The following is a 24,013-nucleotide window of genomic DNA, read 5'->3' as shown; positions in this document are numbered from 1 at the left end:
TATTCCTGTCTCCTCATGCGCCGGGCCGGGGCCCGACGATATTCCTGATGGCGCCGATACCTTCGACGCTCGCTTCGACCACGTCCCCAGGCTGCAGGAACAGGCCCGTTCCCTGGCCAACGCCCGCGGGCGAGCCGGTGAACATGATGTCGCCGGGCGCGAAGCTGGAACGCGCCTCGACGAAGTTCAGCAACTGCCCGACGTCCCACGTCATCTCGCCGGTATTGCTGTCCTGCCGTACCTGGCCGTTGACGGTCAATGTCAAGCCGAGGCGCGGGCTGCCGGCCGGGAACTCGTCGCGCGTCACGATCCAGGGTCCGACACCGGTGCTGCGGTCCTGGCTCTTGGCCGCAAACAGGTCCATGCCGATGCCGGCCGGGCCGCTGCGCTGCAGGTCGCGCGCCGACACGTCGTTGCCGACCGTGTAGCCGAGCACGCTGGCGAGCGGCTGCGCGGGATCGACCGGCGCGTCGCCGACCACCACCACCAGTTCGACCTCGTGGTCCAGTTCGCTGGTCAGCGGCGGATAGCGGATCGGGTCGCTGGCCCCGATCAGCGCGCCGTACGCCTTCAGGAAGGCGATCGGCTGTTGCGGCGACGTCAGGCCGAAGTCGGCGGCAAGGTGCTTGGCATAGTTGGCGCCGGCCACGACCACGCGGTTAACCGGCTCGATAGGGGGCAGCAGGCGGACGTCCGCCAGCGGCAGGGCCGGTCCGAACACGGGCAAGGCTTCCCTGCCCTCGTCCGCGCGGCCGGCGGCGATCGCGCGGGTCAGTGCCGGCGCCCAGTCGGCGAACGCGCCGGCGAGCGGACGCAAGGTCTGCGCGGCGGCATCCACCAGTGCCCAGAACGGCGTCCCGCCATCGGTGCAGCGGGCGATCTTCATGCCACCAGCGCCGCCGGCTTGGCCACCTCGACCAGCGTGGACGGATCGATGTGCAGCAGCTCGCAGGCGTTCTTCCAGCGGATCTTCTGCAGGTCCTCGTCGGACAGGCGCAGTCCGTCGGTGAGGTCGTGGCGGACGGCGTCGCTGCCGCCGAAGTTCGAGCCGTACAGCACGCGGTCGGCGCCGATGACGTCGATCATCGCCTGGCGCATCGGCAGCTCGTGCAGTTCGACGTCGAAATAGAAGTTCTTCAGGTACTCGAGCACGGGCTTCTTGTTGTGCGCCACGTCGAGGTTCGGATTGGTCTGCGCCAGGCGGCCCAGCTGGTACGGCACGAAGCCACCGCCGTGGGTGATGTAGACCTTCAGTTTCGGGAAGCGGTCGAACACGCCGCCGTTGATCATGTTCCAGAAACACTTCGTCTCGTCGTAGTTCATGCCGACGATGGCGGTGGTCTCGTAGTTGTCGCTGTTGGCGTTCTCGCCCCACGTCACCGACTGGTTGTAGCCGTGCACGAACATCGGCAGGTCGAGGTCGCACAGCGCTTCCCACACCGGGTCCATCTCGGGCGAATCGAATTCCAGGCCGCCGAAGTTGGCGCCGCCCGCCACCAGGCCCTTGGCGCCCAGCGTGGTGCAGGCGCGGCGGATTTCCTTGGCGGCTTCGACCGGCACGTTCAGCGGCGCGTGGGCCCAGGCCATCAGGCGGTTCGGCGCTGCCGAGCAGTACTCGGCCAGCACGTCGTTGACCTTGCGGGCGAACGGCACGCCGAACTCCGGTTCGGCCCAGTACATGTAGCAGTGCGACGGCACCGACACGACCTGGGCACTCTGCCCCGCCGCGTCCATGCCGGCCAGGCGCGTCTTCGGGTCGGCCCAGCGGTCCAGGTACTGGTTGATGTCGAGCGTCTTGCCCTCGGCCCGCGCCTTCTGCAGGGCTGCGCGGCGTTCCGGCGAACCGAGCGACAGGATCCAGTGGCCCACGCGCAGTTTGATGTCGCCGTCCGGACGTTGTTCGAAGAAGGGACCCCAGTGCGGGTGCTGGTTGTAGTAACCCGGATGCGGGGCGTGGGCGTGAAGGTCGATGAGCATGTGGTGTCTCCCTGTGACGATTGATTTTCCGACCACGGGCGCAATCGTCCGGACACAGCGCGGCCGCGACAGGGCCCGCCCGCAAGCGCTACGTTGTCTCCATCAGGCTGCACTCGGTCGGTGCTTTGCATCAGGACCCATCATGCCAAAAATAGACAGAAATGGCAAATGTGTTTAATTTTATTTTTTCAGCGTTGCGCGCGCCTCGCATTCGACGAGCGAATACAGGAACGCGACGATGCGGCGGATGCCGTCCTCCGGCTGCTTGTTCGGCACCACGAGTTCGCTCAGCACGCAGCGGATCAGCAGTTCGCAGATCAGTTCGCGGTCGGTCCGGATGCCCAGGCGCTGGTCCCAGGAATCGAACACCGCGCGCATCAGTTCCTCGATGCGCACCAGCGACTCGTGGAACAGGCGCCCGAACAGGCGCAGCGTGTATTCCGGCGCGGCGCGCAGCAGCAGGCGCGCCTGGCCGTGTGCCGCATAGTTGTCCAGGTAGCGCACCAGCGCGTGGAAGCGCGCGTCAGGCTCCACGTGAGGCCCCACCGCGTCCGCCATGGCCTTCTGGAACGACGACCGTTTATGGCGTGCGAACGCGTCCAGCAGCTCGTCCTGCGACGAGAAGTAGCGGTAGAACGTGCCGCGCGACACCTGGGCGAGCGCGCATACGTCGAGTACGGAAATGCGATCCGACCCTTCGCGCAGGACGATCGCCTCGGTTGCCGCGAGGATGGCCTCGATGGTCGCCTCGGCGCGCCGGTTGCGCTTGTCGGTCGCGGGTTGCTCGGCTCTTGCGGCGGGTGGGGTGTACATCGTTGCGGCATCCAGTCAAAAAAGATAGATCAGTATTCCCTGACCGGCACGTGCGCCGGCCTCGAGTTGTAGCCAGGGAGGTGCAGCCCGCCGTCTACGTGGAACGATTCGCCTGTGACGTAGCGCGACATGTCGCTGGCCAGGAACACGGCCACGGGGCCAATGTCATCCTCCGGGTCGCCGCAGCGCCCCAGCGGGCGCATGGCCGCCGAACGCTCCGCGAATCCGGGGTTCTCGGCCGCCAGCTTGTGGAACGTGGCGCCCATCGCCGTCGGCGCGATCGCGTTCACGGTGATGTTGAAGCGGCCCCACTCGGCCGCCGCGCTGCGCGTCAGGCCGACGATGCCGGCCTTGGCGGTGTTGTAGTCGGCATGTAGCCAGGCGCCGATGTCGACGTCGATCGAATAGAAGTTCACGACCTTGCCGCCGCCCCGGGCGCGCATGTGGGGCAGCGCCGCGCGCATCGCCCACCAGCAGGCCTTCACGGTCGACGTCAGCGTCTGTTCCAGCATCTCGTCGGTCTTGTCCTCCAGCAAGACGTTTGGCGTCGGCACGAACGCGTTGTTCACCAGGATGTCGAGCCCGCCGAACCGCTCGGCCGCCGCCGCCACCGCGGCCTCCACCGATGCCTTCTGCAGGACATCGGTATGCACGAACAGCGCCCTGCCGCCGAGTTCCTCGACCTCGCGCGCCACCCGGGCGCCGCTCGCGCGGTCGATCTCGGCGATCACCACCGCCGCGCCCTCGCGCGCGAAACGGCGCGCCACGCCACGGCCGATGCCGCCGCCAGCGCCCGTCACCAGCGCCACCTTGTCCTTCAGAAGATCCATGTCACCCCTCCTCACTTTTAAACAGATTTTCTGTTATTGTACACATTCATCTCAACAACTCATATCAGGAAATACTCCATGCAACGCTTTCGCAGACGCATCGAGCTGGCCGGGCACGGGGACGACCAGGGTGGACAGGTGCGTGCCGTGCTCGAGGATGACTTTCATCATTTCCGCGTCGCGCTCGAGCATTGCGCCGGCGTCGTGACCGCGGTGCGCGGGGAAACGCCGCGCCATCCGTTCAGCGCCTGCCCGGGCGCGGCGCCCGAGCTGAACCGCCTGGCCGGGATGCGCCTGGACGGCATTGCCAACTCGGTCACGCTGTACACCGACGCGACCCAGCAGTGCACCCACATGTTCGACCTGGCCGGCCTGGCGATCGCCCTCGCCGCGCGCGGCAACGCCTATCGGCGCTACGACATCGAGGTGCCGCGCCACGTCGACGGCCGCTCGCACGCACGCCTGTGGCGCGACGGCGCTCCGCTCCTCGATTGGGAGGTCGACGGCAGTACGATCGTGGGCCCGGCGCCGTATGCCGGCGTCGACATGCGCAAGGGCATGGCGCGCTGGGCGCTGGGCACCTTGCCGGCCGAGGAAGCGGAAGCGGCCCTCGTGCTGCGCCGCTGCGCCCTGATCTCGCTCGGCCGCCTGAAGGACATCGACCGGGAGCCGCACGCCCACCTCACCGGCCGCTGCTACGCCCAGCAGCCCGAGCGCGCGCCGCAGGCCATCCGGATCGTCGGCTCGACCTGGGACTTCAGCGCCCGCCCGCAGGCGCTCTGCCTGGACGACCAGGCCTGGCTGCGCGACTTCAGCGATTCGCCGCTTCCCACGCCTTGAGGTCGAAGCCGGGCGCCGCCGCCACCGCAGGCGTCAGCGCCGGCGGACGCGCGAGGATCTTGCGCGCCGCCATGTGGTCGCCGACCCGCCCGCACGACTCCACCGCCAGCAGCTGTTCGCCGCGGAAGCACAGCACCGACACCTGCTGCGCCGCCGGATCGCCGAGCACGACGTGGTTGTCGGCGCCGCTGGACAGTCCCGCGATCTGCAGCTTGAGGTTGCCCTGGTCGGTCCAGAACCAGGGCAGCGCCGTGTACGGGGCCGGCTTGCCGGTCAGGCGCGCGGCGATCAGCCGGCCCTGGTCGACGGCGTTCTGGACCGATTCCAGGCGCGTCAACCGTTCGCCGTTCTGTAGGCACGGGAACGAGGCGACGTCGCCCAGCGCGGAAATGTGCGGGTCGGACGTCAGCAGGTTGGCGTCCACGCGGATGCCGTTGTCGATCGACAGGCCGGCTTCGAGCGCGAGCGCGACGTTGGGGATGACGCCGATCCCGTACACGACCAGGTCGGCCGCGAGGCGTGCGCCATCGGCCGCCAGCACGGCTACGGCCTTGCCGTTGTCGCCTTCGAGCGCCGACACTGCAGTGCGGAAGCGGAAGTTCACGCCCCAGGACGCGTGCGCCGCCCGGAACAGCTCGGACATCTGCGGCGACACCGCGCGCGCCATCGGACGCTCGCCCAGCTCCAGCACCTCGACCGCGGCACCGGCTGCCGCCGCGACCGCCGCGAATTCCAGGCCGATGAAACCGGCGCCGATGACGACCACGCGCCGGGCCGCGGCGAGCAGCGGCGCCAGCGCCTCGGCATCGGCACGGGTCTTGACGCCGTACACGCCCGCCAGTGCGGCGCCGGGTACGTTCAGGGGCCGGTTATGGGCGCCGGTGGCGAGCACCAGGTGGTCGTAGTCGAGCGCCGCGCCGGAGGCCAGCAGCAGCCTGCGATTCTGGCGGTCGATGGCGGCGCCGCGGTCCGCCACGAGGTCGATGCGCTGCTCGGCATAGAATTCCGCCGGGCGGAACTGCATCGCCGTGGCGTCGATCTTCCCCAGCAGATAGGCTTTCGACAACGGCGGGCGCTGGTACGGCAGCCAGGGTTCGTCGTTGACCAGGGAAATACGGCCGGCAAAGCCGTCCTGGCGCAGGGACAAGGCCACCTGCACGCCGGCATGTCCGGCGCCGGCGATCACTACGGAATTGAGCGACATGTTTATGTTCCTCGGTAAATAAAAATCTCAGGCCGCGGCCCGTGCCTGCACGGCCGCCTGCGGGACGCGTCCCAGCGTCAGCAGCAGCAGCGATCCGGCCAGCGTGCTGGCCGCGCAATACACCAGCATCGTCGTGTAGCTGCCGGTTGCGCTGAACATGGCTGCGAACATCAGGGGCGCGCCGGCCGAAGCCACGGTGATCAGGCCTTGGTGCAGCCCGAAGATGCGGCCGTAGTCCTTCAGGCCGAAATAGCGCGCCATGAGGAAGGCGGCGATGTCAAATTCGGCGCCGGCGCCGAGGCCCGCCAGCGCGGCCGCGAGACTGAGCAGCGCCAGGTCGGCGCTGCCCGACAGGAAGATGGCCGCCCCGGCGGCCGGCAACGCCAGGCTGAAGGCGGCGACGCCCGGCGGCCATAGCCTGTCGAGCAGGTAGCCGACCACCAGGCGCCCGCCGATCAGCGCGACGCCGAACCAGGCGAACACCTGGGTGGCGCTGGCCAGCGCCAGGCCGCGGTCGCGCAGCATCGGCACGGTACTCGTGACCATGCCCATGACCGCCGACACCACCAGGCACAGCGCCATGTTGCAGATCCAGTACTTGGGCGAGGCCAGGCTGGCGCGGAAGCTCATGCCGGACAGCGCCGGCGCCGGCTGCGCAGCTTCCGCCGCTGCGTGCGCCTGCGGCAGGCGGAACCAGGCCAGCGTCAGCGGCATGCCGACGAGCACATTGACCAGCGCCAGGATCACGAACGGCGCCTGCCAGCCCCAGTGCGCCACGCCCCAGGCGAACAGCGGCGGCGTGACCGCGGCCGTGATCCCGGTGCCCGACAGGCCCAGCGCCAGCGCCAGGCCGCGGTTGCGCACGTACCAGAGGTTCAGCAACTGGGTCCAGGTGACGGCCAGCGCGCCCATGCCGACGATGGGCAGCAGGAAGAAGGCGGCGTACAGCGACCAGACCGGACCCCGGATCTGCGTGGTGGCCAGGTAGCCCAGCGCCATCGTGAACAGCGATGCCAGCGTGACACGCTTGATGCCGAAGCGCAGGTTGAGCCAGCCGACCAGCTGCAGCCCGATCACGGCGCCGCCGAACAGGAAACTGATCGCCGCCTGCAGGGCCGGGCGCGGCCAGCCGAACTCCTGCTGCAGCGGGATCACGAGTACCCCGAAGCCGTACAGCAGGGTGGCGTTAATGCTGATCATGACGCCGGCGATCGCCAGCAGCAGGACACGCCAGCCCTGCCTGAATTCGGCGAAGTCGATCGCCGCGCCGTTCTTGGTTCCGACCATGGTTGTCTCCTGTAAGGTCGTGGAATCGGCGCCCCGGACTCTGCGGCCGGTGGCGCCGGGAAGCGTTGCGTGACGCTGCTCAGGGCTGCACGATGCGGCTGCGCAGGATGCCGATGCCCTCGACCTCGAGCTCGATCACGTCGTCCGGCTTCAGGTAGCGCAGCTGCTCGAGTCCGCAGCCGTTGCCGACCGTGCCCGAGCCCAGCACCTCGCCCGGGTACAAGGTCTCGGAGCGCGAAATGTGCTCGATCACGTCCTCGAAGCGCCAGCGCATGTCGCGCGTGCTGCCCCTGCCCCACTCCTCGCCGTTGACCCGCGCGACCATGGTGAGATCGTAGGGGTCGGGAAGCTCGTCGGCGGTGACCAGGCACGGGCCCATCACGTTGCCGGTGTCGAAGTCCTTGCTCTTGGCGGGGCCCAGCATGCCGCCCATCTCCACCGACTGCATGTCGCGCGCGCTCATGTCGTTGAAGATCGTGTAGCCGACGATGTGCCCGCGCGCCTTCTCGCGCGGGATGTCCTTGCCCTTGCGCCCGATGTAGCAGGCGAATTCGAGTTCGAAGTCCATCGCCTTGCTGTACGCGGGCCAGATCACGTCGTCGTCCGGCCCGACCACGGCGAACCGGTTGCACTTGTAGTAGATCGGCTGGCGGTTGAAGGTGGCGATGACCCGCTCGTCGGCGCGCGTGTTCATCTGCGCCAGCGCTTCCTCGGGATTTGGCAGGTGGGCCACGCGCGCGCGGCGCGCCGCCGCAAAGCTCTGTTTCAGGTGCAGTTCGAAGCAGGAACAGTCGCGCATCTGCGGCGGCGGCTGGATCGGCGCGCACAGCTTGACCGCGGCGCGCTCGACGACCGCGCCCTCCGGTGCGCGGGCGACCAGGCGCCGCGCCTCGGCCAGGGCCTCGTCGCCCGCCTCGACCAGCGCCAGGATGCTGCCGAACGCGGGCCAGCCGCCCAGCCCCGTCGCGCTGGCGGCTTGGCTCAGGTCGACGATCGCGGTGTCGGATTCGATCAACGCCCCCGGGCGCATGGCGCCGGACGCGTCGCGGTAAGTAACCAGTCTCATTTTGTGTCTCCCGTTCTTGTTGTGGTTGCCAGCGCCGACGGCGCAGGATGCTAGACGCGGCCGTTGACCGGGATACACGCGCCGGTCAGCGCCGACGCCTCGTCCGAGAGCAGAAAGGCGATGACCGCCGCCAGCTTGTCGGGCGCGACCCAGCGGGTGGCATCGGCACCCGGCATGTCGGCGCGGTTGGCCGGCGTGTCGATGATGCTCGGCAGGACCGCGTTGACCGTGACGCCGCGGTCCTTCAGTTCTTCCGCCAGCGCTTCGGTCAGCCGCGCCACGCCGGCCTTCGAAGCGGCATAGGCGCCCATGCCCATGCCGGCTTTCTGCGCCGCGGCGGCGCCGACGTTGACGATGCTCCCGCCGCTCGCCAGCAGGTACGGCAGCGCCGCGCGGCAGCTGACGACGGCGGTACGCACATTGGTCTCGTACATGCGGTCCCAGGATGCCAGGGTGCCACCCTCGACCGTTTCCCAGGTAAAGCCGCCGGCCACGTTGACGACGCCATGCACCGCGCCGAGGGTCGCGCCGACCTGCGCGTACGCCGCCTGGCAACCGGCTTCCTGGCCCAGATCGACACTGCCGAGCGCCAGCGCCACGTCCGGCAAGTCGGCCTGCGCCACCGGCGCGCGGTCGAGCAGCGCGACGCGCGCGCCCGCGGCAACGAGCCGTGCGGCGACCGCGCGGCCCAGCGCGCCGAAGCCTCCGGTGATGACGATGACGCGGGAATCGAGTCGAGGGGACATCGTGTGACCTTTCTATGTTGTTCGGATAAAAAATGACGCTTTACGGAAAACTTTAAACATATTTTCAATTTGTGTCTACAAAGTTGTAGAATCTTCCCCGGAATAGTCCGCAATCGCTAGTCAAAGGCCAAGTCATGACAAGAAAACTTCCGGCACTCACTGCCGACAACCGGGCGTTCTGGCAAGGCGGCGCCACCGGCCAGCTGCAGATGCACCACTGCGCCGCATGCGCACGCTTTTTCCAGCCGCCGTCACCGATCTGCCCACGCTGCCTCAGCCTGGACGTCGGGCCGCGGCCGGTCTCCGGGCACGGAAAAGTCGTCACCTATACGGTCAACCACCAGCCGTGGCGCCCCGACCTCAAGGAACCCTATGTCATCGCCATCGTCGAGCTGGCCGAGCAGGAGGGATTGCAGTTCGTGACCAATGTCGTCGGGATCGACCCGGACCAGGTGGCCATCGACATGCCGGTACGCGTCCGCTTCGAGCAGGTCGAGGACGTCTGGATTCCCCTGTTCGAGAGGGCGGCATGATGATCGACCGGATCCATGAGAAGAACGTGGCGATCACCGGCATCGGCCAGTCGGAAGTGCGCCGGCCGTCCGACAAGTCGGCGATGCGGCTCACGCTCGATGCTTGCCTGGAAGCGATCGCCGACGCCGGTCTGACCCGCGACGACATTGACGGCATTTCCTGCTGGCCGGGGGACAACAACAATGGTGACGCATTTTCCCCGGTCGGGCCGAATGCGCTGATCGGCACGCTCGGACTGAAGGTCAACTGGTACGGCGGCGGGTATGAAGGCCCCGGGCCGCTGGCCGGCGTCATCAACGGCGCGATGGCGATCGCGGCCGGGTTGTGCCGCCACGTGCTGGTCTTCCGCACCATCACCGAAGCGACCCGGCGCCAGACCGACAAGGGCGCCAGTGCGCTGACCAACAAGACGGTCGGACGCGACAGCAGCGCCTCCTGGCAGTGGTACACGCCGTTCAACGTCCTGTCCGGGGTCAACCTGATGGCGATGTACGCGCAGCGCCATTTCCACGAGTACGGCACCACGTCCGAGCAGCTGGCGCAGATCGCCCTGACCTGCCGCGCCAACGCGGCGCTCAATCCGAAGGCGATCTACCGCACGCCGCTGACCATGGACGACTACATGGCCTCGCGCATGATCTCGACGCCGCTGCGCATGCTCGACTGCGACGTCCACTGCGACGCCTCGACCGCGATCATCCTGTCGCGCGCCGACGCCGCCAGGGACCTGCCCAACCCGCCGGTGCGGATCGAGGCGATCGGCGCGGCCCTGCACCAGCCCTGGTCCTGGGACCAGATCGACCTCACCGCGATGGCCACGCGCGATGCCGCCGACATGATGTGGTCGCGCACCGACGTCAAGCCGTCCGAGGTCGGGACCGCCCAGCTGTACGACGGCTTCTCGATCCTGACGATGATGTGGATGGAGGCGCTGCGCCTGTGTCCGCGCGGCGAGAGCGGCCGCTTCGTCGAAGGGGGACGCCGCATTGCCCTCGACGGCACCCTGCCGGTGAACACGAACGGCGGCCAGTTGTCGGGCGGCCGCACCCATGGACTCGGATATGTGCACGAAGCCTGCACCCAGCTGTGGCAGCGCGGCGGCGCGCGCCAGGTGGCGCCGCACCAGGTCTCGGTGGTCGCCTCGGGCGGCGGTCCGCTGGCCGGCAGCCTGCTGCTGGTACGCGACTAGGGATCAGGCGTTCCGCGCCCCGGCCTTGCTCCGCGACGATTCTAACCTTAGAATCAAATTTTAGACATGGATTCGCCCGCGGAGCCCCGCGGCATCCTGTCCGGAGCACACCATGGCAGGCAACACCAGCAGCGACGACCAGTCCGATTCCGCGACCGGCGTGACCGTCAAGCCCGTCGTCAACGCGGTCCGCATCCTGCGCTTCCTGACGGCCTCCGGTTCGCCCGAACGGGCGGCCGACATCGCGCGCGAGCTGGCGATCAATCCGAGCACCTGCTTCAACACCTTGCGCACCCTGGTGGCCGAGGAGATGCTCGACTTCGACCCGCTGTCGAAAACCTATACCACCGGACTGGGACTGGCCAAGCTCGTCGAGCACCTGGTCACGCAGGGCCAGCGCCTCGACGTCGTACGCCCGCTGATGCAGGAATTCGCGGCGGCGCACCACGTCACCGTCACCCTGTGGCGCCGCATGGGCAACGACCGCATCGTGCTCGTCAGTTCGGAAACGAGCCCGGGAGACCTGCGTATCGACATGGCGATCGGCCAGCGCCTGCCGGTGCTGATGGGCGCCAGCGGGCGCCTGTTCGCGGGCAAGCTCGGCCTCGACGAGGAACGCCTGCGCGCCGCGTTCGACAAGGTGCGCTGGGCCCGTCCGCTCGGCTTCGACGATTACCGGCGCCAGGTAGCGGATGCCGGCGCCAAGGGCTGGGCAGTCGACGACGGTTATTTCTCCGCGGGCATCCTCGCGATCGCGGCGCCCGTCAACGACCGTGCCGGCACGATGGCGTATGCGATGTCTGCGGTGACCTTCCGCGGCCAGCATGCCGAGGCCGAGATCGAGAAACTCGGCCAGGCGTTGCGCAAGGCGGCGACGAAGGTGGGCAACATCCTGTTCTAGGCTTCGCGTAAAACGTGACAGTTTTTTGATTTGTGTGCATAATCGTCTCACGACCACCACGGCCGGATAATTACCAAAGAGACGAATCATGAGCGATCAACTGCTTCACCGCGTAGTCATCGAACGCAGCCGCTGCTGCGGTTACGGCCTGTGCGCCGCCATCTGCCCCGAAATCTACAAGCTCGATGCCGGCGGCATCGTCTACGTCGACAGCGATGTCGTTCCCGACGAGCTGCTGGAGAGCGCACGCGAAGGCGCCGCCGCGTGCCCGGCCGAAGCCATCGCCGTCCAGGCCCCTGCATGAGCGTCCTGTTCCGGCAGAATTCCGTCATGAGGAAACAACCATGAACCGATTGGCTGGGAAGGTCGCCCTGATCACGGGCACCGGCGGCGGCCAGGGCCGGGTCGCGGCGCTGTATTTCGCGCGCGAAGGCGCTACCGTGGTTGGCTGCGACGTCGACCGCGCGGGGCACGAGGAAACGGCACGCCTGATGGCGGCGGAGGGCTACAAGCTGCACGGCAGCGCGCCGGTCGACCTCGGCGACCATGAACAGGCGCGGCGCTGGGTCGAAGCCGCGGCCGAGGAATGCGGCCGCATCGACATCCTGTACAACAACGCGTCGGCGGCGAAATTCGCCCCGGTCGGCGAGATGTCGGTCGAGGACTGGCACTACACCATCCGCAACGAGCTCGACCTCATCTTCTTCACGACCCGCATCGCGTGGAAGCACCTGGCGGCGCAAGGCGGCGTGGTGATCAATATCGCCTCGACCGCGGCCTGGGGCGGTTCCCGCGCGGCCGGGCTGAGCGCACACAGCGCGGCCAAAGGCGCGGTCGTGTCGTTCACGCGCCAGCTGGCGGTGGAAGGCGCGCCGCTGGGCATCCGCGCGGTCAGCATCAGCCCCGGCTTCGTGCGCACGCCCGGTACCGCCGCCTTCGTCGACAATCCGGCGACGCGCCGCATCATCCTCGACGGCGTGCTGCAGGACCGGCCCGGCGAGCCCGAGGAAGTCGTCTCGCTGGCGCTCTACGTCGCATCCGACGAGGCGCGCTTCATGACCGGCTCGGACCTCGTGGTCGACGGCGGCCTGCTGGCCGTCTAGCCGCGCGTACCAATCATAAAACGAATGGAGGAGACAATGGACATCATCGGCATCGGCTATCTCGGCTTCGAGACCGCCAACCTGGACGCCTGGCGCGAATACGGCCCGCAGGTCATGGGCTTCCAGACCGGCAGCGCGCCGGAGGACGACCAGGATTCGCTGTACTTCAGGATGGACGACCGGCGCCACCGGATCGCCTTCCACCCCGGGAAGATCGACCGGCTGGCCTACATCGGCTGGGAGGCGAAGGGCAAACTCGAGTTCCATGCCGCGGTGGAGCGCTTCCGCGAGCACGGCGTCGAAGTCACCTTCGCCGACGACGCCCTGCGCGAGCGCCGCGGCGTCAAGGAACTCATCCGCTTCCGCGATCCGGTGGGCTACCAGCACGAGCTGTTCTACGCGCAGAAATGGATGCCCCGCTCGTTCCAGCCGGGTCGCCCGCACGGCGGCTTCACCTGCGGCGAGCGCGGCGTCGGCCACGTGGTCGTCATCACGCCGGAATTCGGGCCCGAGCTCGAGCACTTTCTGACCGTCGTCATGGGCATGCGCTACTACGGCGCCGGTGCCGGCAAGGGCAAGACGGGCTTCTTCGGCGCCAAGCTCAATACCCATACCAGCCACGACATCGCCTACGGCTTCGGCCCCGGCAAGGCCGGCGTGCAGCACGTGGGCATCACCGTCAATTCGGTGCGCGATGTCGGCGAGACGTATGACCTCGTGCGCAAGAAGGGCTTGCAGATGATGATGACCCTGGGCCAGCATACCCAGGATCCGCACATGTCCTTCTATCACTTCACGCCGTCGGGCTTCGCCATCGAGTGCATCGCCGAGCTCGAACCGTGGCATGACGATGGCTTCGAACTCAACCCGGAAAAGCTGTCGACCTGGGGCCACGAGGTGGTCGGTCCGATCCTCGGGCCGAGCGTGCGCACGCCGCAGGAAGTATTCGATCCGGAAGTGGTGGCGGGCCGCTACTGACATCGACAGGGGCGCCAGCCCCTGTTCTTCATTCCGGCGCGCGAAAGAGCGCGCCGCTCAACCCAGTGCCTCGACCAGGGCCGGCACGACTTCGAACAGGTCGCCGACGATGCCGTAGTCGGCCACCGAGAAGATCGGCGCTTCCGGATCCTTGTTGATGGCGACGATGGTCTTCGAATCCTTCATACCGGCCAGGTGCTGGATCGCGCCCGAGATACCGACGGCGATGTACAGCTGCGGCGCGACGATCTTGCCGGTCTGGCCCACCTGCCAGTCGTTCGGCACGTAGCCCGCGTCGACGGCGGCGCGCGATGCGCCCATCGCGGCGCCCAGCTTGTCGGCCAGCGGTTCCAGGATCTTGAAGTTGTCGCCCGAACCCATGCCACGGCCGCCGGAGACGACGACCTTGGCGCCGGTCAGTTCCGGACGGTCCGACTTGGCCAGTTCGCGGCCCACGAAGCTCGACTTGCCCGAGTCCGCGACGGCCGCGACGGTTTCGACGGCGGCCGAACCACCTTCGGCTGCAGCGGCGTCGAAGCCGGTGCCGCGCACGGTGATGACCTTCACGGCATCTAGCGACTGCACGGTGGCGATGGCGTTACCGGCGTAGATCGGACGCTCGAACGTGTCGGGCGCATCGACCTTGGTGATTTCCGAGATCTGGGCGACGTCCAGCTTGGCGGCGACGCGCGGCAGCACGTTCTTGCCGTGGGCGCTGGCCGGGGCCAGGATGTGCGAGTAGCTGCCGGCGACGGCCAGGACCTGCTCGGCGACGTTCTCGGCGAGGCCGTCGGCGAATTGCGGCGCGTCGGCGACCAGCACTTTCGAGACGCCCGCGATCTTGGCGGCGGCTTCCGCGACGGCGCCGCAACCGCTGCCGGCGACGAGGATGTGGACGTCACCGCCGCATTGCGCGGCTGCGGTGACGGTGTTCAGGGTGACGGCCTTCAGCGAGGCGTTGTCGTGTTCAGCAATGACGAGTGCGACCATGGATGTATTCCTTAACCTTGATTAGATGACTTTGGCTTCGGTGCGCAGTTTCTGCACCAGGGTCGCCACGTCGGGCACTTTGACGCCGGCGGAACGCTTGGCCGGCTCGGCGACCTTGACGGTCTTCAGGCGCGGCGTGACGTCGACACCGAGGTCTTCCGGCTTGACCGTCGTCAGCGGCTTTTTCTTGGCCTTCATGATGTTCGGCAGCGTGACGTAGCGCGGCTCGTTCAGGCGCAGGTCGGTGGTGACGATGGCCGGCAGGCTCAGGGCCACGGTTTCCAGGCCGCCGTCCACTTCGCGGGTCACGGTGACCTTGCCGTCTTCCAGCACGACCTTCGAGGCGAACGTCGCCTGCGGCCAGCCCAGCAGCGCAGCCAGCATCTGGCCGGTCTGGTTCGAATCGTCGTCGATCGCCTGCTTGCCCAGGATGATCAGTTGCGGCTGCTCTTCGACCGCCAGCGCCTTCAGCACCTTGGCCACGCCCAGCGGCTCGATCTCGGCACCGGTCTCGACCAGCACGCCGCGGTCGGCGCCGATCGCCATCGCGGTACGCAGGGTTTCCTGGGCCTGTGCCACGCCGCAGGTCACGGCAACGATCTCGGTGACCTTGCCGGCTTCCTTCAGGCGCGTGGCTTCTTCCACCGCGATCTCGTCGAACGGGTTCATCGACATTTTGACGTTGGCGATATCGACGCCACTGCCGTCGGACTTGGCACGAACCTTGACGTTGTAGTCGACCACGCGTTTGACGGGTACCAGTATTTTCATGCTATCTCCTTCATGTCTTGTTATGGTGAGCCAGGGCGCGGTAAAGCGCCATCAACTGGGCGCGCCGTTCGGAGGCCGCGTCCATGTTCTTTTCCTTCACGTGACCGTAGCCGCGTATCGTTTCGGGCACCCGCGCCAGCTCAAGGGCCGCGTCGAGACGTTCCGGGGCGAGGGTTTCGCAGAACAGCTGGACGAGATTAAAGTAATTCTCGACCAGCCGGCGCTCGCGGCGCCGTTCGGCGGTCTTGCCGAAGGGGTCGAGCAGGGTGCCGCGCAATCCCTTGAACCGGGCCAGCACGGAAAACGCACGCATCATCCATGGACCGTAGCGTCGCTTGACCAGCCGGCCGGCGGCGTCACGCGCCGCAGTCAGCGGCGGCGCAAGGTGGAAATGCACCTGGTAATCCTTGCCGGGTTCGCCCTCGAACTGGTTGCGCAGCTCGGCCAGGAACTCGGGGGCGCTGTGCAGGCGCGCGACTTCGTATTCGTCCTTGTACGCCATCAGCTTGGCCAGGTTGCGCGCCACCGCATCGGTCAGCGCCAGCCTGCCGCCGGAATCGACTTTCGACTCCACAGCACGAAGCCGTTCCACTGCGGAGCGGTAGCGCTCTGCATAGGCCGGATTCTGGTAGGCCGTCAGCAGCGCGACGCGCTCGTCGATGAGGCGGTCGAGCGTGACGGGAATCGGCAGCGGTCTGGCCTGCGCTGGCGCCGCCAGCGAGGCCGGGTCGTGCGCCGCGCGCCGGCCGGCTTCGAAGGCCTGCTGGTTCTTCTCGACCGACACGCCGTTCAACTCGATCGCACGCAGCAGCGCAGCGCGTCCCAGCGGCACCCAGCCCTTCTGCCATGCATAGCCGAGCAGCAGCGGATTGGCGTAGATCGTGTCGCCGAACAGGCGCAGCGCCAGCGCATTCGCATCGACGAACTCGCACGCGTCGCCGATGCTCGCGCGCAGGTCGGCTTCGGTGTCGGCGCCGGGGAACTTCCAGTCCGGATTCGACAGAAAGGCGGCGGCCGGCACCGAGGCGCTGTTGACGATGGCGCGGGTACGTCCGCGCCGCACGCGCGACAGCGCGTCGCTAGAGGCGGCCACCATGGCATCGCAGCCAATCAGCACATCCGCCTCGCCCGTCGGCACGCGCGTCGCATGGATGCTGTCCGGATGGGCCGCGATCTGCACGTGGCTGAGTACTGCTCCACCCTTTTGCGCGAGGCCGGTGATGTCGAGCACCTTGACCCCCTTGTTTTCCAGGTGTGCCGCCATCCCGAGCAGCGCCCCGATCGTCACGACGCCCGTCCCGCCCACGCCGGGCACGACGATGCCGCAGACGCCGTCGAGCGGTACCTGCACCGGCTCCGGCACCGGCGGGGCCTGGACGGCGGCCGGCGCGGCGGACCCGGGACGGCGCAGCTGGGCCCCCTCGGCGGTGATGAAGCTCGGACAGAATCCGTTCACGCAAGAGAAATCCTTGTTGCAGGAACTCTGGTTGATCCTGCGCTTGGTGCCCAACGGAGTCTCGAGCGGTTCGACCGACAGGCAGTTCGAGGCCACCGAGCAGTCGCCGCAGCCTTCGCAGACTGCCGGGTTGATGAAGGCGCGCCGTGCCGGGTCCGGATAGTCGCCGCGCTTGCGCCGGCGCCGCTTCTCGGTGGCGCAGGTCTGGTCGTAGATAATGACCGACACGCCGGCCAGCTCGCGCAGTTCGAGCTGCAGGGCGTCGAACTGGTCGCGATGGTGCACAGTGACGGCGTCCGGCAGGCCGGCCCGTTGCGCATATTTTTCCGGCTCGTCGCTCACCACCACGACCCGCACCGCGCCTTCGCTGACCACCTGCTGGGCAATCTGCGGCACGGTCAGCGTGCCGTCCACCGGCTGGCCGCCGGTCATCGCGACCGCGTCGTTGTAGAGGATCTTGTAGGTCAGCGTGGCCTTCGCCGCGATCGCCGCGCGGATCGCCAGCAGGCCGGAATGGAAATAGGTGCCGTCGCCGAGGTTCACGAACACGTGCTTGTCGCGCGTAAAATGCATCTGGCCGAGCCAGCTGACGCCCTCGCCGCCCATCTGGGCCACCGTCTCGGTGTTACGGTCCATCCACAACGCCATGTAGTGGCAACCGATACCCGCCAGCGCACGCGAACCCGCCGGAACCCTGGTCGAGGTATTGTGCGGACAGCCCGAGCAGAACCAGGGCTTGCGCTCTGCCGTGACGCGCGGCCGGGCGGCCTCGCGCTCCTTGGCCGCGATCACGGCGAGGCGTTCGTCGATCGCCACGCGCAACTGCGGCGGCAGGCCGGCCTCGCCGAGGCGGCGCGCGACCGCCTTGGCGATCAGCGCGGGCGACAGCTCGTAGCGCGCCGGCAGCAGCCACTGTCCGCGCGGCGAGGCCCACTCCCCGCCTTCCATGCCGCGCTCGTCGAACTTGCCGTACACGCGCGGACGCCGGTCGCTGGGCCAGTTGTACAACTGCTCCTTGATCGCATACTCGAGCACCTGGCGCTTTTCCTCGACGACCAGGATCTCGTCCAGCCCGGCGGCGAATTCGCGCACGTCGTCCGCGTGCAGGGGCCAAACGCAGCCGACTTTCAGAATGCGGATGCCGATGGCGCGGCAGGCCGCCTCGTCCAGCCCCAGGTCGACCAGCGCCTGGCGCAGGTCGAGATAGGCCTTGCCGGCGGCGACGATGCCGAAGCGCGCCTGCGGCGCATCGAGCACCACCTGGTTCAGCTTGTTGGCGCGGACATAGTCGAGGGCGGCGTACCATTTGTGCTCGACCAGGCGCGCCTCCTGCTCCAGCGGGCCGTCGGGCCAGCGGATGCCCAGCCCGCCCGTCGGCAACGGCGTGTCCGGCACCACGATGCGCAGGCGCTGCGGGTCCATTTCCACCGATGCCGACGACTCCACCACGTCGGTCACGCACTTCATCGCCACCCACAGCCCGGCATGGCGGCTCATCGCCCAGCCATGCAGGCCGTAGTCGTGGAACTCCTGCACGGTAGACGGATACAGGACGGGAATCCCGCACGCGACCAGCAAGTGCTCCGACTGGTGCGCCACGGTGGACGACTTGGCGGCATGGTCGTCGCCGACCAGCATCAACACGCCGCCCTTGGCCGACGTCCCGGCGGCGTTCGCGTGCTTGAGCACGTCGGCCGAGCGGTCCACGCCGGGTCCCTTGCCGTACCACATGCCGAAGACGCCGTCGCGGGTGGCGCTGTCGTACAGGTTGACCTGCTGCGTGCCCCACACCGCGGTGGCGGCCAGGTCCTCGTTCAGGCCGGGCTGGAACACGACGTCGTGGCTGTCGAGGTGCTTTTTCGCTTTCCACAGCGCGAGGTCCAGTCCGCCCAGCGGCGAGCCGCGGTAGCCGGACACGTAGCCGCCCGTGTTCAGGCCCGCGTCGCGGTCGCGTTCCTTCTGCAGCATCGGCAGGCGCGCGAGCATCTGCACGCCGCTCAGGTAGATGCGTCCCGTATCGACCGTGTATTTGTCGTCGAGCGCGACGGCGCGCAGCGCTGCCCCGGCGGCGGGCGTTAGCGGCGAATTCATGGATGGGTCTCCGTCAAAAATTTTTATGAACAGATTCTACAAACATGTTTAACTATCGTAAAATCAAGAATCATGAGCCCAGGTATCAGAAAAACGCATGTCCAGCACCGATAACGTCACCCTGCGCCAGCTGCGCTACTTCGTGGCCGCGGCCGAGACCGGCCGCTTCTCGATGGCCGCCACGCGCGCCCACGTGTCGCAGTCGGCGATCACCAATGCGGTGCTGATGCTGGAGCAGGAGCTTGGCGTGCGCCTGTTCGAGCGCAGGCCGCACGGGGTCGCCCTCACGGCCGACGGCCAGCGCTTCTATCACCGCACGCGCGGCATCCTCGACTCGCTGGCCGACTGCCTGCGCGAGCAGCACCTGCCGGCGCTGCAGCTGGCCGGCACGCTGCGGGTCGGGGCCTCGTACACGCTGCTCGGCTATTTCCTGCCGCCGCTGCTGGCGCGCTTCCGCGACCAGTATCCCGATGTCGAAATCGACCTGGCGGACATGCATCGCGAGGCCATCGAGGAGGAGGTCGCGTCGGGACGGCTGGATGTCGGCGTGGTGATCCTGTCGAACCTGCCGGAGCGGGAACGGTTCGGCCACCACGTGCTGGTACGGTCGCGCCGGCAGTTGTGGATGGCGGCCGACCATCCACTGCTCGGCAAGGACAATGCCGCGCTGTCCGACATCGCGGCCTATCCGTATATCCAGGTGACGGTGGACGAGAGCGAGGCGTCGACCCTGCGCTACTGGGCCGCACGCGGCGTGCAGCCGCACATCGCCTTCCGCACCAGTTCGATGGAAGCGCTGCGCGGGCTGATCGCCCATGGCTTCGGCGTGAGCATCCTGTCGGACATGGTGTACCGCCACTGGTCGCTCGAGGGCAAGAAGATCGAGACACGGCCGATCCTGGACGTCGTGCCGGACATGGAGGTGGGACTGATCTGGCACCGCGACCGGCCGCTGGCGCAGCCGGGCGAGGCGTTCCGCCAGTTCCTGATCAGGACCAGCGGAGGCTGAGGGGCTACAGCGAGCGGGCGATGATTTCCTTCATGATCTCGGACGTGCCGCCGTAGATGCGCGCGACGCGGGCGTCGACCCAGGCGCGGCTGATCTTGTACTCGCTCATGAACCCGTAGCCGCCGTGCAGCTGCAGCAGCTCGTCGAGCACCCTGCCCTGCATCTCCGATCCCATCAGCTTGCACATCGCGCCAACCTCGGCCGACAGCTCGCCGCGCATCGCCTTGCCCAGGCAGTCGTCGACGAACACGCGCAGCATCGTGGCCTGGGCCTTGCACTCGGCCAGTTTGAACTTGGTGTTCTGGAAGTCGAATACCGACTTGCCGAACACCTTGCGCTCGCGCACGTATTCCAGCGTGTCCTCGAGCAGCGCTTCGATGCTCGCGGCGGCCCGCAGGCCGATGATCGTGCGCTCCCACGCCAGCTGGTGCGTCAGGTACGAAAAACCTTTGTTTTCCTCGCCCAGGCGGTTTGATACCGGGACCCGCACGTCGTCGAAGAACAGCTCGGACGTATCCTGTCCCTTCAGGCCGATCTTTTCCAGCAGCTTGCCCTTCGAGAAGCCGGGCCGGTCGGCCTCGACGCAGATCAGGGTCAGTTCCTTTGCACCGGGATCCAGCTTGGTCGCGGTGACCATCAGGTCGGCGTTGCCGCCGTTCGTGATGAACGTCTTCTGGCCGTTCACGACGTAATCGTCGCCGTCGCGCCGCGCGCTGGTGCGCATCGAGCGCAGGTCGGAACCGATGCCCGGCTCGCTCATCGCGATCACGCCGATCATCTCGCCGCTGACCATCCGCGGCAGCCAGCGGTGCTTCTGCTCCTCGCTGCCGTACGCGACGATATAGGGCGCCACGATCTCGGAATGGGTCGTGAAGCCGATCGCGGTGGCATTCACGCGCGCCAGCTCCTCGATCATCACGGCCGAGTGGCCGAAGTCCCCGCCGGCCCCGCCGTACTCCTCCGGCACGGTGGAGCACAGCAGCCCGACCTCGCCGGCCTTGCGCCACACCGACTTCGGCACGATGCCCGCGTGCTCCCACTCCGCCAGGTGCGGCACGATCTCGTTTTCGATGAACCGCCGGGCCATCTCGCGGAACATCTGGTGGTCTTCACGGAACACACTGCGCATGCTGCTTCTCCTGGTGATAATGCGGGCCTAGCGGCCCTGGTATTGCGGTTCGCGCTTGCCGAGGAACGCGGAGACAGCCTCCGCATGGTCCTCGGTGTGATGGGCCAGCGCCTGGTAGGCGGCCGACATCTCGAGCAGCGAATCGAGCCGCATGTGCTGCCCCTCGCGCAGCAGGCGCTTGGTCAGGCGCAGGCCGTGCGAAGGATTGGCCGCCATGCGCCGCGCGAGCGCCAGCGCCGCGTCCTGCAACTGCGCCGCCGGCACCACCTCGGTCACCAGGCCCCACGCGAGCGCGGTGGCGGCGTCGATCGCGTCGCCGGTCAGCGCCATCAGGCTGGCCTTTGGCATGCCGACGATGCGCGGCAGCAGCCAGGCACCGCCGTCGCCCGGAACGATGCCCAGCTTGACGAAGCTCTCCGCGAACTTGGCGCCCTCGGCCGCGATCCGCACATCGCACATGCAGGCGAGATCGAGGCCAGCGCCGATCGCCGGTCCGTTCAGCGCCGCGATCACCGGCACGTCCAGGTTGTACAGGCAGGTCGGGATGCGCTGGATGCCGTTGCGGTAGCTCTCGCTGACCTCGTACGGCGAGCCGGCGAAGATACCGCCGCGCTCGGCCATGTCCTTGACGTTGCCGCCGGCGCAGAAGGCGGGGCCGTTCCCCGTCAGGATGATTACCTTGACGCTCCGGTCCAGCCGCACCGCCGCGCACAGGTCGACGAATTCCTGCATCTGCGCCGGCGTGCTCAGGGCGTTGCGTGTCTCGGGGCTGTCCATCCGCACGGTCAGGATCGCGCCCTCGCGTTCGATTGCCAGGAAGGGGCTCATGCGCTCTGCTCCTGCAGGGTGTCGAACCGGCCGTCGGTGACGCCGGGCCAGAAACCTTCCGGACCGGCGGCGCAGACCGCCCGCCCCAGCCGCTGCGACCAGGCGCTGGCCGAACCGAACTCGCTGCGCCAGGACCACAGGCGGCGCGTGCTCAGGTGCAGCGAGTGCTCGTGCGTAAAACCGATCGCGCCGTGCACCGCGTGGGCCACGCCGGCGCCGATGCCGGCCGCCTCGGAGGCACAGATCTTGGCGGCGATCGCCTGCAGCCGCACGATGCGCGTGTCGGCCGCCGCGAACGCCGCTTCGGACGCCATGACCGCCGCGGCGGCGTGCTCGGCCAGCACCGCGACCTGGTGCTGGATCGCCTGGAAGCTGCCGATCGGCTTGCCGAACTGGACCCGTTCGCCGGCATACGCGGTGGCCAGTGCCAGCACGCCTTCCAGCGCACCGGCGATCTGGGCCGCGCGCACCATGGCGCCGCCCAGCAGCAGCACATCGACCGGCCAGCCCGCCGGCAGCGGCGCCTGGGCGACCGGCGCCACGTCCTCGAACAGCAGTGTCGCGCGCGACTCGGCGGCGACGTTGGCGCCATCGCGGCGGCGGGCCGCGCCCGTCGGCAGCAGCACGACGGCGGGCTCGGCGCCCCCGGCCACCGCCACCACCAGCGGCACGGCGTCGCCCCAGGGCACGTCGAGCGCTTCGCCGCTCACCACGCCGTCCCGCAGGCGCAGCGCGCCGGCGCCGGCGACGCTGACCGCGCCGCTGGCCGGCGCCAGCCCCGCCGCCCCCAGCAGCCAGTTGGCGAGCATGGCTTCCGGCAGCGGCAACGGCAGGTTGAAGCGTCCGGCCAGGCGGATCACACCGCACACGTCGGCCCAGCTGGCGCCCGCCCCGCCCAGCGCCTCGGGTGCCAGCGCCAGCGGAAAGCCGGACTCCTCGACAGCCGTCCACATCGCTTGCGGCCAGGGGCCGTCCTCGCACGCCAGCACCGCAGCGGGGCTGGTCAGGTCGGCGAACAGGCGCTCGACCGTAGAATCGAACATTTGTCTCATGATTAACGCATTCCCAATCCGCGCGCGATGATCCCGCGGAGTATTTCGCGCGTACCGCCGCGCAGTGAAAATGAAGGAGCCTCCTGCATCAGGTAGGCCAGGACGCGGGCATGTTCGCCGCCGCCGCGCGTGGCGGGGGCAACGTCCAGCAGCGCCTCGGCCAGCTCCGGGATTTCCTGCTCGAAACTCGTGCCCAGTTCCTTGACGACCGACGCTTCCCAGGCCGGGTTGCGGCCGGCCGCCAGCTGAGCGGTGACCGCCAGCGACATCTGGCGCAAGGTGACCAGCCGCGCGGTCAGGCGGCCGATATCCCTGGCCTGCAGCGCGTCGGGGTCGGCGCCGATCGCCCCGAGCAGCGACTGCAGCAGGGTGATGGAACTCAGGAAGCGTTCCGGCCCGCTGCGTTCGAACGCCAGCTCGGCCGTGACCTGGGCCCAGCCCTGGCCCTCGGTGCCGACCAGGGCGCCGGCGTCGAGCGCCACGTCGTCGAAGAACACCTCGTTGAAATGGCTCGCGCCGGTCAGGTCCTTGATCGGGCGGATCGTGATGCCCGGCAGCGACAGGTCGACGATGAACTGCGACAGGCCTTCGTTGCGCCGGCTGTCCGGATCGGTGCGCAGCAGCGCGATCATGTAGTGCGAGCGGTGGGCGTTGGTCGTCCAGACTTTCTGGCCGTTGACGATCCACTTGTCGCCGGCGCGCCGGGCGCTGCTCTTGATCGAGGCCAGGTCGGAGCCGGAGTTCGGCTCGCTCATGCCGATGCAAAAGAACTGCTCGCCGCGGCAGATCGCGGGCAGATGGAAGTCCTTCTGGGCATCGCTGCCGTAGTGCAGGATCTGCGGACCGCTCTGGCGGTCGGCGAACCAGTGCGCCGACACGGGCGCGCCGGCCGCCAGCAGTTCCTCGATCACCACGTAGCGGGAGAATGCACTGGCCTCGGCGCCGCCGTAGCGTTTCGGCAAGGCCATGCCGATCCAGCCGCGCTCGCCCAGGCGACGGCTGAAGCGGGCATCGAATCCCATCCAGGACTCGGCGCGCCGGGTCGGCGGGACATCCGCCAGCGCATCGGCGAGGAAGCCGCGCACCTCGGCGCGGATCGCCTCGGCCTCGGGCGGAATGGGGCTGTAGGTGAACTGGTCAATGGACATGGTCGCTCATGCTTCGAATGGGCATTGGAACGATCGCTCCACGCGCGCCGGCGCGGAACGATCGCGGCAGT

23 protein-coding genes are annotated in these 24,013 nt (G+C 68.2%); 8 read left to right on the top strand and 15 right to left on the bottom strand.

Annotation, left to right across the window (positions count from 1 at the left end):
• Nucleotides 1–13 precede the first annotated feature (13 nt).
• From BVG12_RS01110 to BVG12_RS01095, 4 genes are all read right to left on the bottom strand, one after another.
• The gene (locus BVG12_RS01110; RefSeq protein ID WP_075790780.1) at nucleotides 14–886 is read right to left on the bottom strand and encodes a fumarylacetoacetate hydrolase family protein; all 873 of its coding nucleotides are present in this window, start codon (nucleotides 884–886) and stop codon (nucleotides 14–16) included.
• Entirely contained in the window at nucleotides 883–1,977 is a 1,095-nt protein-coding gene (locus BVG12_RS01105) for an amidohydrolase family protein (RefSeq protein ID WP_075790779.1), read from the bottom strand. The genes BVG12_RS01110 and BVG12_RS01105 overlap by 4 nt, the downstream gene beginning before the upstream one ends.
• A 180-nt stretch (nucleotides 1,978–2,157) precedes the next feature.
• Complete coding sequence (locus tag BVG12_RS01100) at nucleotides 2,158–2,790, bottom strand: TetR/AcrR family transcriptional regulator (protein ID WP_075790778.1); 633 nt, start codon at nucleotides 2,788–2,790, stop codon at nucleotides 2,158–2,160.
• 29 nt (nucleotides 2,791–2,819) lie between these two features.
• The gene (locus tag BVG12_RS01095; RefSeq protein ID WP_075790777.1) at nucleotides 2,820–3,620 is read right to left on the bottom strand and encodes an SDR family NAD(P)-dependent oxidoreductase; all 801 of its coding nucleotides are present in this window, start codon (nucleotides 3,618–3,620) and stop codon (nucleotides 2,820–2,822) included.
• Between the two features lie 78 nt (nucleotides 3,621–3,698).
• On the opposite strand from BVG12_RS01095, the gene BVG12_RS01090 reads away from it, so the two are divergent.
• Nucleotides 3,699–4,460 (top strand): DUF2889 domain-containing protein, encoded by a 762-nt coding sequence (locus BVG12_RS01090; protein ID WP_075790776.1) that lies wholly within the window; start codon nucleotides 3,699–3,701, stop codon nucleotides 4,458–4,460.
• On the opposite strand, the gene BVG12_RS01085 is transcribed toward BVG12_RS01090, so the two are convergent.
• From BVG12_RS01085 to BVG12_RS01070, 4 genes are all read right to left on the bottom strand, one after another.
• A complete protein-coding gene (locus tag BVG12_RS01085) occupies nucleotides 4,432–5,664 on the bottom strand; it encodes an NAD(P)/FAD-dependent oxidoreductase (RefSeq protein WP_075790775.1) in 1,233 nt (410 codons plus the stop codon). The genes BVG12_RS01090 and BVG12_RS01085 overlap by 29 nt on opposite strands.
• Before the next feature lie 27 nt (nucleotides 5,665–5,691).
• Nucleotides 5,692–6,951 carry an MFS transporter gene (locus BVG12_RS01080; protein WP_075790774.1) on the bottom strand — a complete coding sequence of 420 codons (1,260 nt, stop codon included), beginning with the start codon at nucleotides 6,949–6,951 and terminating at the stop codon, nucleotides 5,692–5,694.
• 79 nt (nucleotides 6,952–7,030) lie between these two features.
• A complete protein-coding gene (locus BVG12_RS01075; RefSeq protein WP_075790773.1) occupies nucleotides 7,031–8,017 on the bottom strand; it encodes a fumarylacetoacetate hydrolase family protein in 987 nt (328 codons plus the stop codon).
• Nucleotides 8,018–8,067: 50 nt separating this feature from the next.
• On the bottom strand, nucleotides 8,068–8,763 hold the full coding sequence (locus BVG12_RS01070) for an SDR family NAD(P)-dependent oxidoreductase (protein WP_075790772.1): 696 nt from the start codon (nucleotides 8,761–8,763) through the stop codon (nucleotides 8,068–8,070).
• Between the two features lie 134 nt (nucleotides 8,764–8,897).
• On the opposite strand from BVG12_RS01070, the gene BVG12_RS01065 reads away from it, so the two are divergent.
• The 6 genes from BVG12_RS01065 to BVG12_RS01040 all read left to right on the top strand — a co-directional run bounded on the left by BVG12_RS01065 (nucleotide 8,898) and on the right by BVG12_RS01040 (nucleotide 13,468).
• Nucleotides 8,898–9,296 carry a Zn-ribbon domain-containing OB-fold protein gene (locus tag BVG12_RS01065; protein WP_075790771.1) on the top strand — a complete coding sequence of 133 codons (399 nt, stop codon included), beginning with the start codon at nucleotides 8,898–8,900 and terminating at the stop codon, nucleotides 9,294–9,296.
• Complete coding sequence (locus BVG12_RS01060; RefSeq protein WP_075790996.1) at nucleotides 9,296–10,486, top strand: thiolase family protein; 1,191 nt, start codon at nucleotides 9,296–9,298, stop codon at nucleotides 10,484–10,486. The genes BVG12_RS01065 and BVG12_RS01060 overlap by 1 nt, the downstream gene beginning before the upstream one ends.
• Nucleotides 10,487–10,598: 112 nt before the next feature.
• Entirely contained in the window at nucleotides 10,599–11,387 is a 789-nt protein-coding gene (locus BVG12_RS01055) for an IclR family transcriptional regulator (protein ID WP_075790770.1), read from the top strand.
• 88 nt (nucleotides 11,388–11,475) lie between these two features.
• Nucleotides 11,476–11,691, top strand: coding sequence for a ferredoxin (locus tag BVG12_RS01050; RefSeq protein ID WP_075790769.1), 216 nt, complete (start codon nucleotides 11,476–11,478; stop codon nucleotides 11,689–11,691).
• Between the two features lie 40 nt (nucleotides 11,692–11,731).
• On the top strand, nucleotides 11,732–12,490 hold the full coding sequence (locus tag BVG12_RS01045; protein ID WP_075790768.1) for an SDR family NAD(P)-dependent oxidoreductase: 759 nt from the start codon (nucleotides 11,732–11,734) through the stop codon (nucleotides 12,488–12,490).
• 36 nt (nucleotides 12,491–12,526) lie between these two features.
• Entirely contained in the window at nucleotides 12,527–13,468 is a 942-nt protein-coding gene (locus BVG12_RS01040) for a VOC family protein (protein ID WP_075790767.1), read from the top strand.
• Nucleotides 13,469–13,525: 57 nt separating this feature from the next.
• Here the strand turns inward: BVG12_RS01040 and BVG12_RS01035 are convergent, their stop codons facing one another.
• Genes BVG12_RS01035 through BVG12_RS01025 form a run of 3 tightly spaced genes read right to left on the bottom strand, consistent with a single transcriptional unit; the run spans nucleotide 13,526 to nucleotide 18,776 of the window.
• Nucleotides 13,526–14,458: an electron transfer flavoprotein subunit alpha/FixB family protein gene (locus tag BVG12_RS01035; protein ID WP_075790766.1), complete on the bottom strand. Its 933-nt coding sequence runs from the start codon at nucleotides 14,456–14,458 to the stop codon at nucleotides 13,526–13,528.
• A 21-nt stretch (nucleotides 14,459–14,479) separates the two neighbouring features.
• On the bottom strand, nucleotides 14,480–15,229 hold the full coding sequence (locus BVG12_RS01030; RefSeq protein WP_075790765.1) for an electron transfer flavoprotein subunit beta/FixA family protein: 750 nt from the start codon (nucleotides 15,227–15,229) through the stop codon (nucleotides 14,480–14,482).
• A gap of 10 nt (nucleotides 15,230–15,239) precedes the next feature.
• On the bottom strand, nucleotides 15,240–18,776 hold the full coding sequence (locus BVG12_RS01025; RefSeq protein ID WP_075790764.1) for an indolepyruvate ferredoxin oxidoreductase family protein: 3,537 nt from the start codon (nucleotides 18,774–18,776) through the stop codon (nucleotides 15,240–15,242).
• Between the two features lie 97 nt (nucleotides 18,777–18,873).
• Between BVG12_RS01025 and BVG12_RS01020 the strand changes: the two genes are divergently transcribed.
• On the top strand, nucleotides 18,874–19,785 hold the full coding sequence (locus BVG12_RS01020) for a LysR family transcriptional regulator (RefSeq protein ID WP_075790763.1): 912 nt from the start codon (nucleotides 18,874–18,876) through the stop codon (nucleotides 19,783–19,785).
• Nucleotides 19,786–19,789: 4 nt separating this feature from the next.
• On the opposite strand, the gene BVG12_RS01015 is transcribed toward BVG12_RS01020, so the two are convergent.
• The 4 genes from BVG12_RS01015 to BVG12_RS01000 are packed head-to-tail and all read right to left on the bottom strand — an operon-like array spanning nucleotide 19,790 to nucleotide 23,942.
• Nucleotides 19,790–20,914, bottom strand: coding sequence for an acyl-CoA dehydrogenase family protein (locus BVG12_RS01015; RefSeq protein ID WP_075790762.1), 1,125 nt, complete (start codon nucleotides 20,912–20,914; stop codon nucleotides 19,790–19,792).
• 27 nt (nucleotides 20,915–20,941) lie between these two features.
• Nucleotides 20,942–21,742: a crotonase/enoyl-CoA hydratase family protein gene (locus BVG12_RS01010; RefSeq protein ID WP_075790761.1), complete on the bottom strand. Its 801-nt coding sequence runs from the start codon at nucleotides 21,740–21,742 to the stop codon at nucleotides 20,942–20,944.
• Nucleotides 21,739–22,794 (bottom strand): acyl-CoA dehydrogenase family protein, encoded by a 1,056-nt coding sequence (locus BVG12_RS01005; protein ID WP_075790760.1) that lies wholly within the window; start codon nucleotides 22,792–22,794, stop codon nucleotides 21,739–21,741. The genes BVG12_RS01010 and BVG12_RS01005 overlap by 4 nt, the downstream gene beginning before the upstream one ends.
• 2 nt (nucleotides 22,795–22,796) lie before the next feature.
• A complete protein-coding gene (locus tag BVG12_RS01000; protein WP_075790759.1) occupies nucleotides 22,797–23,942 on the bottom strand; it encodes an acyl-CoA dehydrogenase family protein in 1,146 nt (381 codons plus the stop codon).
• Nucleotides 23,943–24,013: the final 71 nt, after the last annotated feature.

Source organism: Massilia putida (assembly GCF_001941825.1).
Classification (GTDB): domain Bacteria; phylum Pseudomonadota; class Gammaproteobacteria; order Burkholderiales; family Burkholderiaceae_D; genus Telluria; species Telluria putida.
This window is presented reverse-complemented; position numbering and strand designations above follow the sequence as displayed.

What these genes read in the sequence shown, in the direction of transcription:
- BVG12_RS01110 (WP_075790780.1), bottom strand. Translation starts at nt 886, where the DNA reads ATGAAGATCGCCCGCTGCACCGATGGCGGGACGCCGTTCTGGGCACTG.
- BVG12_RS01105 (WP_075790779.1), bottom strand. Translation starts at nt 1,977, where the DNA reads ATGCTCATCGACCTTCACGCCCACGCCCCGCATCCGGGTTACTACAAC.
- BVG12_RS01100 (WP_075790778.1), bottom strand. Translation starts at nt 2,790, where the DNA reads ATGTACACCCCACCCGCCGCAAGAGCCGAGCAACCCGCGACCGACAAG.
- BVG12_RS01095 (WP_075790777.1), bottom strand. Translation starts at nt 3,620, where the DNA reads ATGGATCTTCTGAAGGACAAGGTGGCGCTGGTGACGGGCGCTGGCGGC.
- BVG12_RS01090 (WP_075790776.1), top strand. Translation starts at nt 3,699, where the DNA reads ATGCAACGCTTTCGCAGACGCATCGAGCTGGCCGGGCACGGGGACGAC.
- BVG12_RS01085 (WP_075790775.1), bottom strand. Translation starts at nt 5,664, where the DNA reads ATGTCGCTCAATTCCGTAGTGATCGCCGGCGCCGGACATGCCGGCGTG.
- BVG12_RS01080 (WP_075790774.1), bottom strand. Translation starts at nt 6,951, where the DNA reads ATGGTCGGAACCAAGAACGGCGCGGCGATCGACTTCGCCGAATTCAGG.
- BVG12_RS01075 (WP_075790773.1), bottom strand. Translation starts at nt 8,017, where the DNA reads ATGAGACTGGTTACTTACCGCGACGCGTCCGGCGCCATGCGCCCGGGG.
- BVG12_RS01070 (WP_075790772.1), bottom strand. Translation starts at nt 8,763, where the DNA reads ATGTCCCCTCGACTCGATTCCCGCGTCATCGTCATCACCGGAGGCTTC.
- BVG12_RS01065 (WP_075790771.1), top strand. Translation starts at nt 8,898, where the DNA reads ATGACAAGAAAACTTCCGGCACTCACTGCCGACAACCGGGCGTTCTGG.
- BVG12_RS01060 (WP_075790996.1), top strand. Translation starts at nt 9,296, where the DNA reads ATGATCGACCGGATCCATGAGAAGAACGTGGCGATCACCGGCATCGGC.
- BVG12_RS01055 (WP_075790770.1), top strand. Translation starts at nt 10,599, where the DNA reads ATGGCAGGCAACACCAGCAGCGACGACCAGTCCGATTCCGCGACCGGC.
- BVG12_RS01050 (WP_075790769.1), top strand. Translation starts at nt 11,476, where the DNA reads ATGAGCGATCAACTGCTTCACCGCGTAGTCATCGAACGCAGCCGCTGC.
- BVG12_RS01045 (WP_075790768.1), top strand. Translation starts at nt 11,732, where the DNA reads ATGAACCGATTGGCTGGGAAGGTCGCCCTGATCACGGGCACCGGCGGC.
- BVG12_RS01040 (WP_075790767.1), top strand. Translation starts at nt 12,527, where the DNA reads ATGGACATCATCGGCATCGGCTATCTCGGCTTCGAGACCGCCAACCTG.
- BVG12_RS01035 (WP_075790766.1), bottom strand. Translation starts at nt 14,458, where the DNA reads ATGGTCGCACTCGTCATTGCTGAACACGACAACGCCTCGCTGAAGGCC.
- BVG12_RS01030 (WP_075790765.1), bottom strand. Translation starts at nt 15,229, where the DNA reads ATGAAAATACTGGTACCCGTCAAACGCGTGGTCGACTACAACGTCAAG.
- BVG12_RS01025 (WP_075790764.1), bottom strand. Translation starts at nt 18,776, where the DNA reads ATGAATTCGCCGCTAACGCCCGCCGCCGGGGCAGCGCTGCGCGCCGTC.
- BVG12_RS01020 (WP_075790763.1), top strand. Translation starts at nt 18,874, where the DNA reads ATGTCCAGCACCGATAACGTCACCCTGCGCCAGCTGCGCTACTTCGTG.
- BVG12_RS01015 (WP_075790762.1), bottom strand. Translation starts at nt 20,914, where the DNA reads ATGCGCAGTGTGTTCCGTGAAGACCACCAGATGTTCCGCGAGATGGCC.
- BVG12_RS01010 (WP_075790761.1), bottom strand. Translation starts at nt 21,742, where the DNA reads ATGAGCCCCTTCCTGGCAATCGAACGCGAGGGCGCGATCCTGACCGTG.
- BVG12_RS01005 (WP_075790760.1), bottom strand. Translation starts at nt 22,794, where the DNA reads ATGAGACAAATGTTCGATTCTACGGTCGAGCGCCTGTTCGCCGACCTG.
- BVG12_RS01000 (WP_075790759.1), bottom strand. Translation starts at nt 23,942, where the DNA reads ATGTCCATTGACCAGTTCACCTACAGCCCCATTCCGCCCGAGGCCGAG.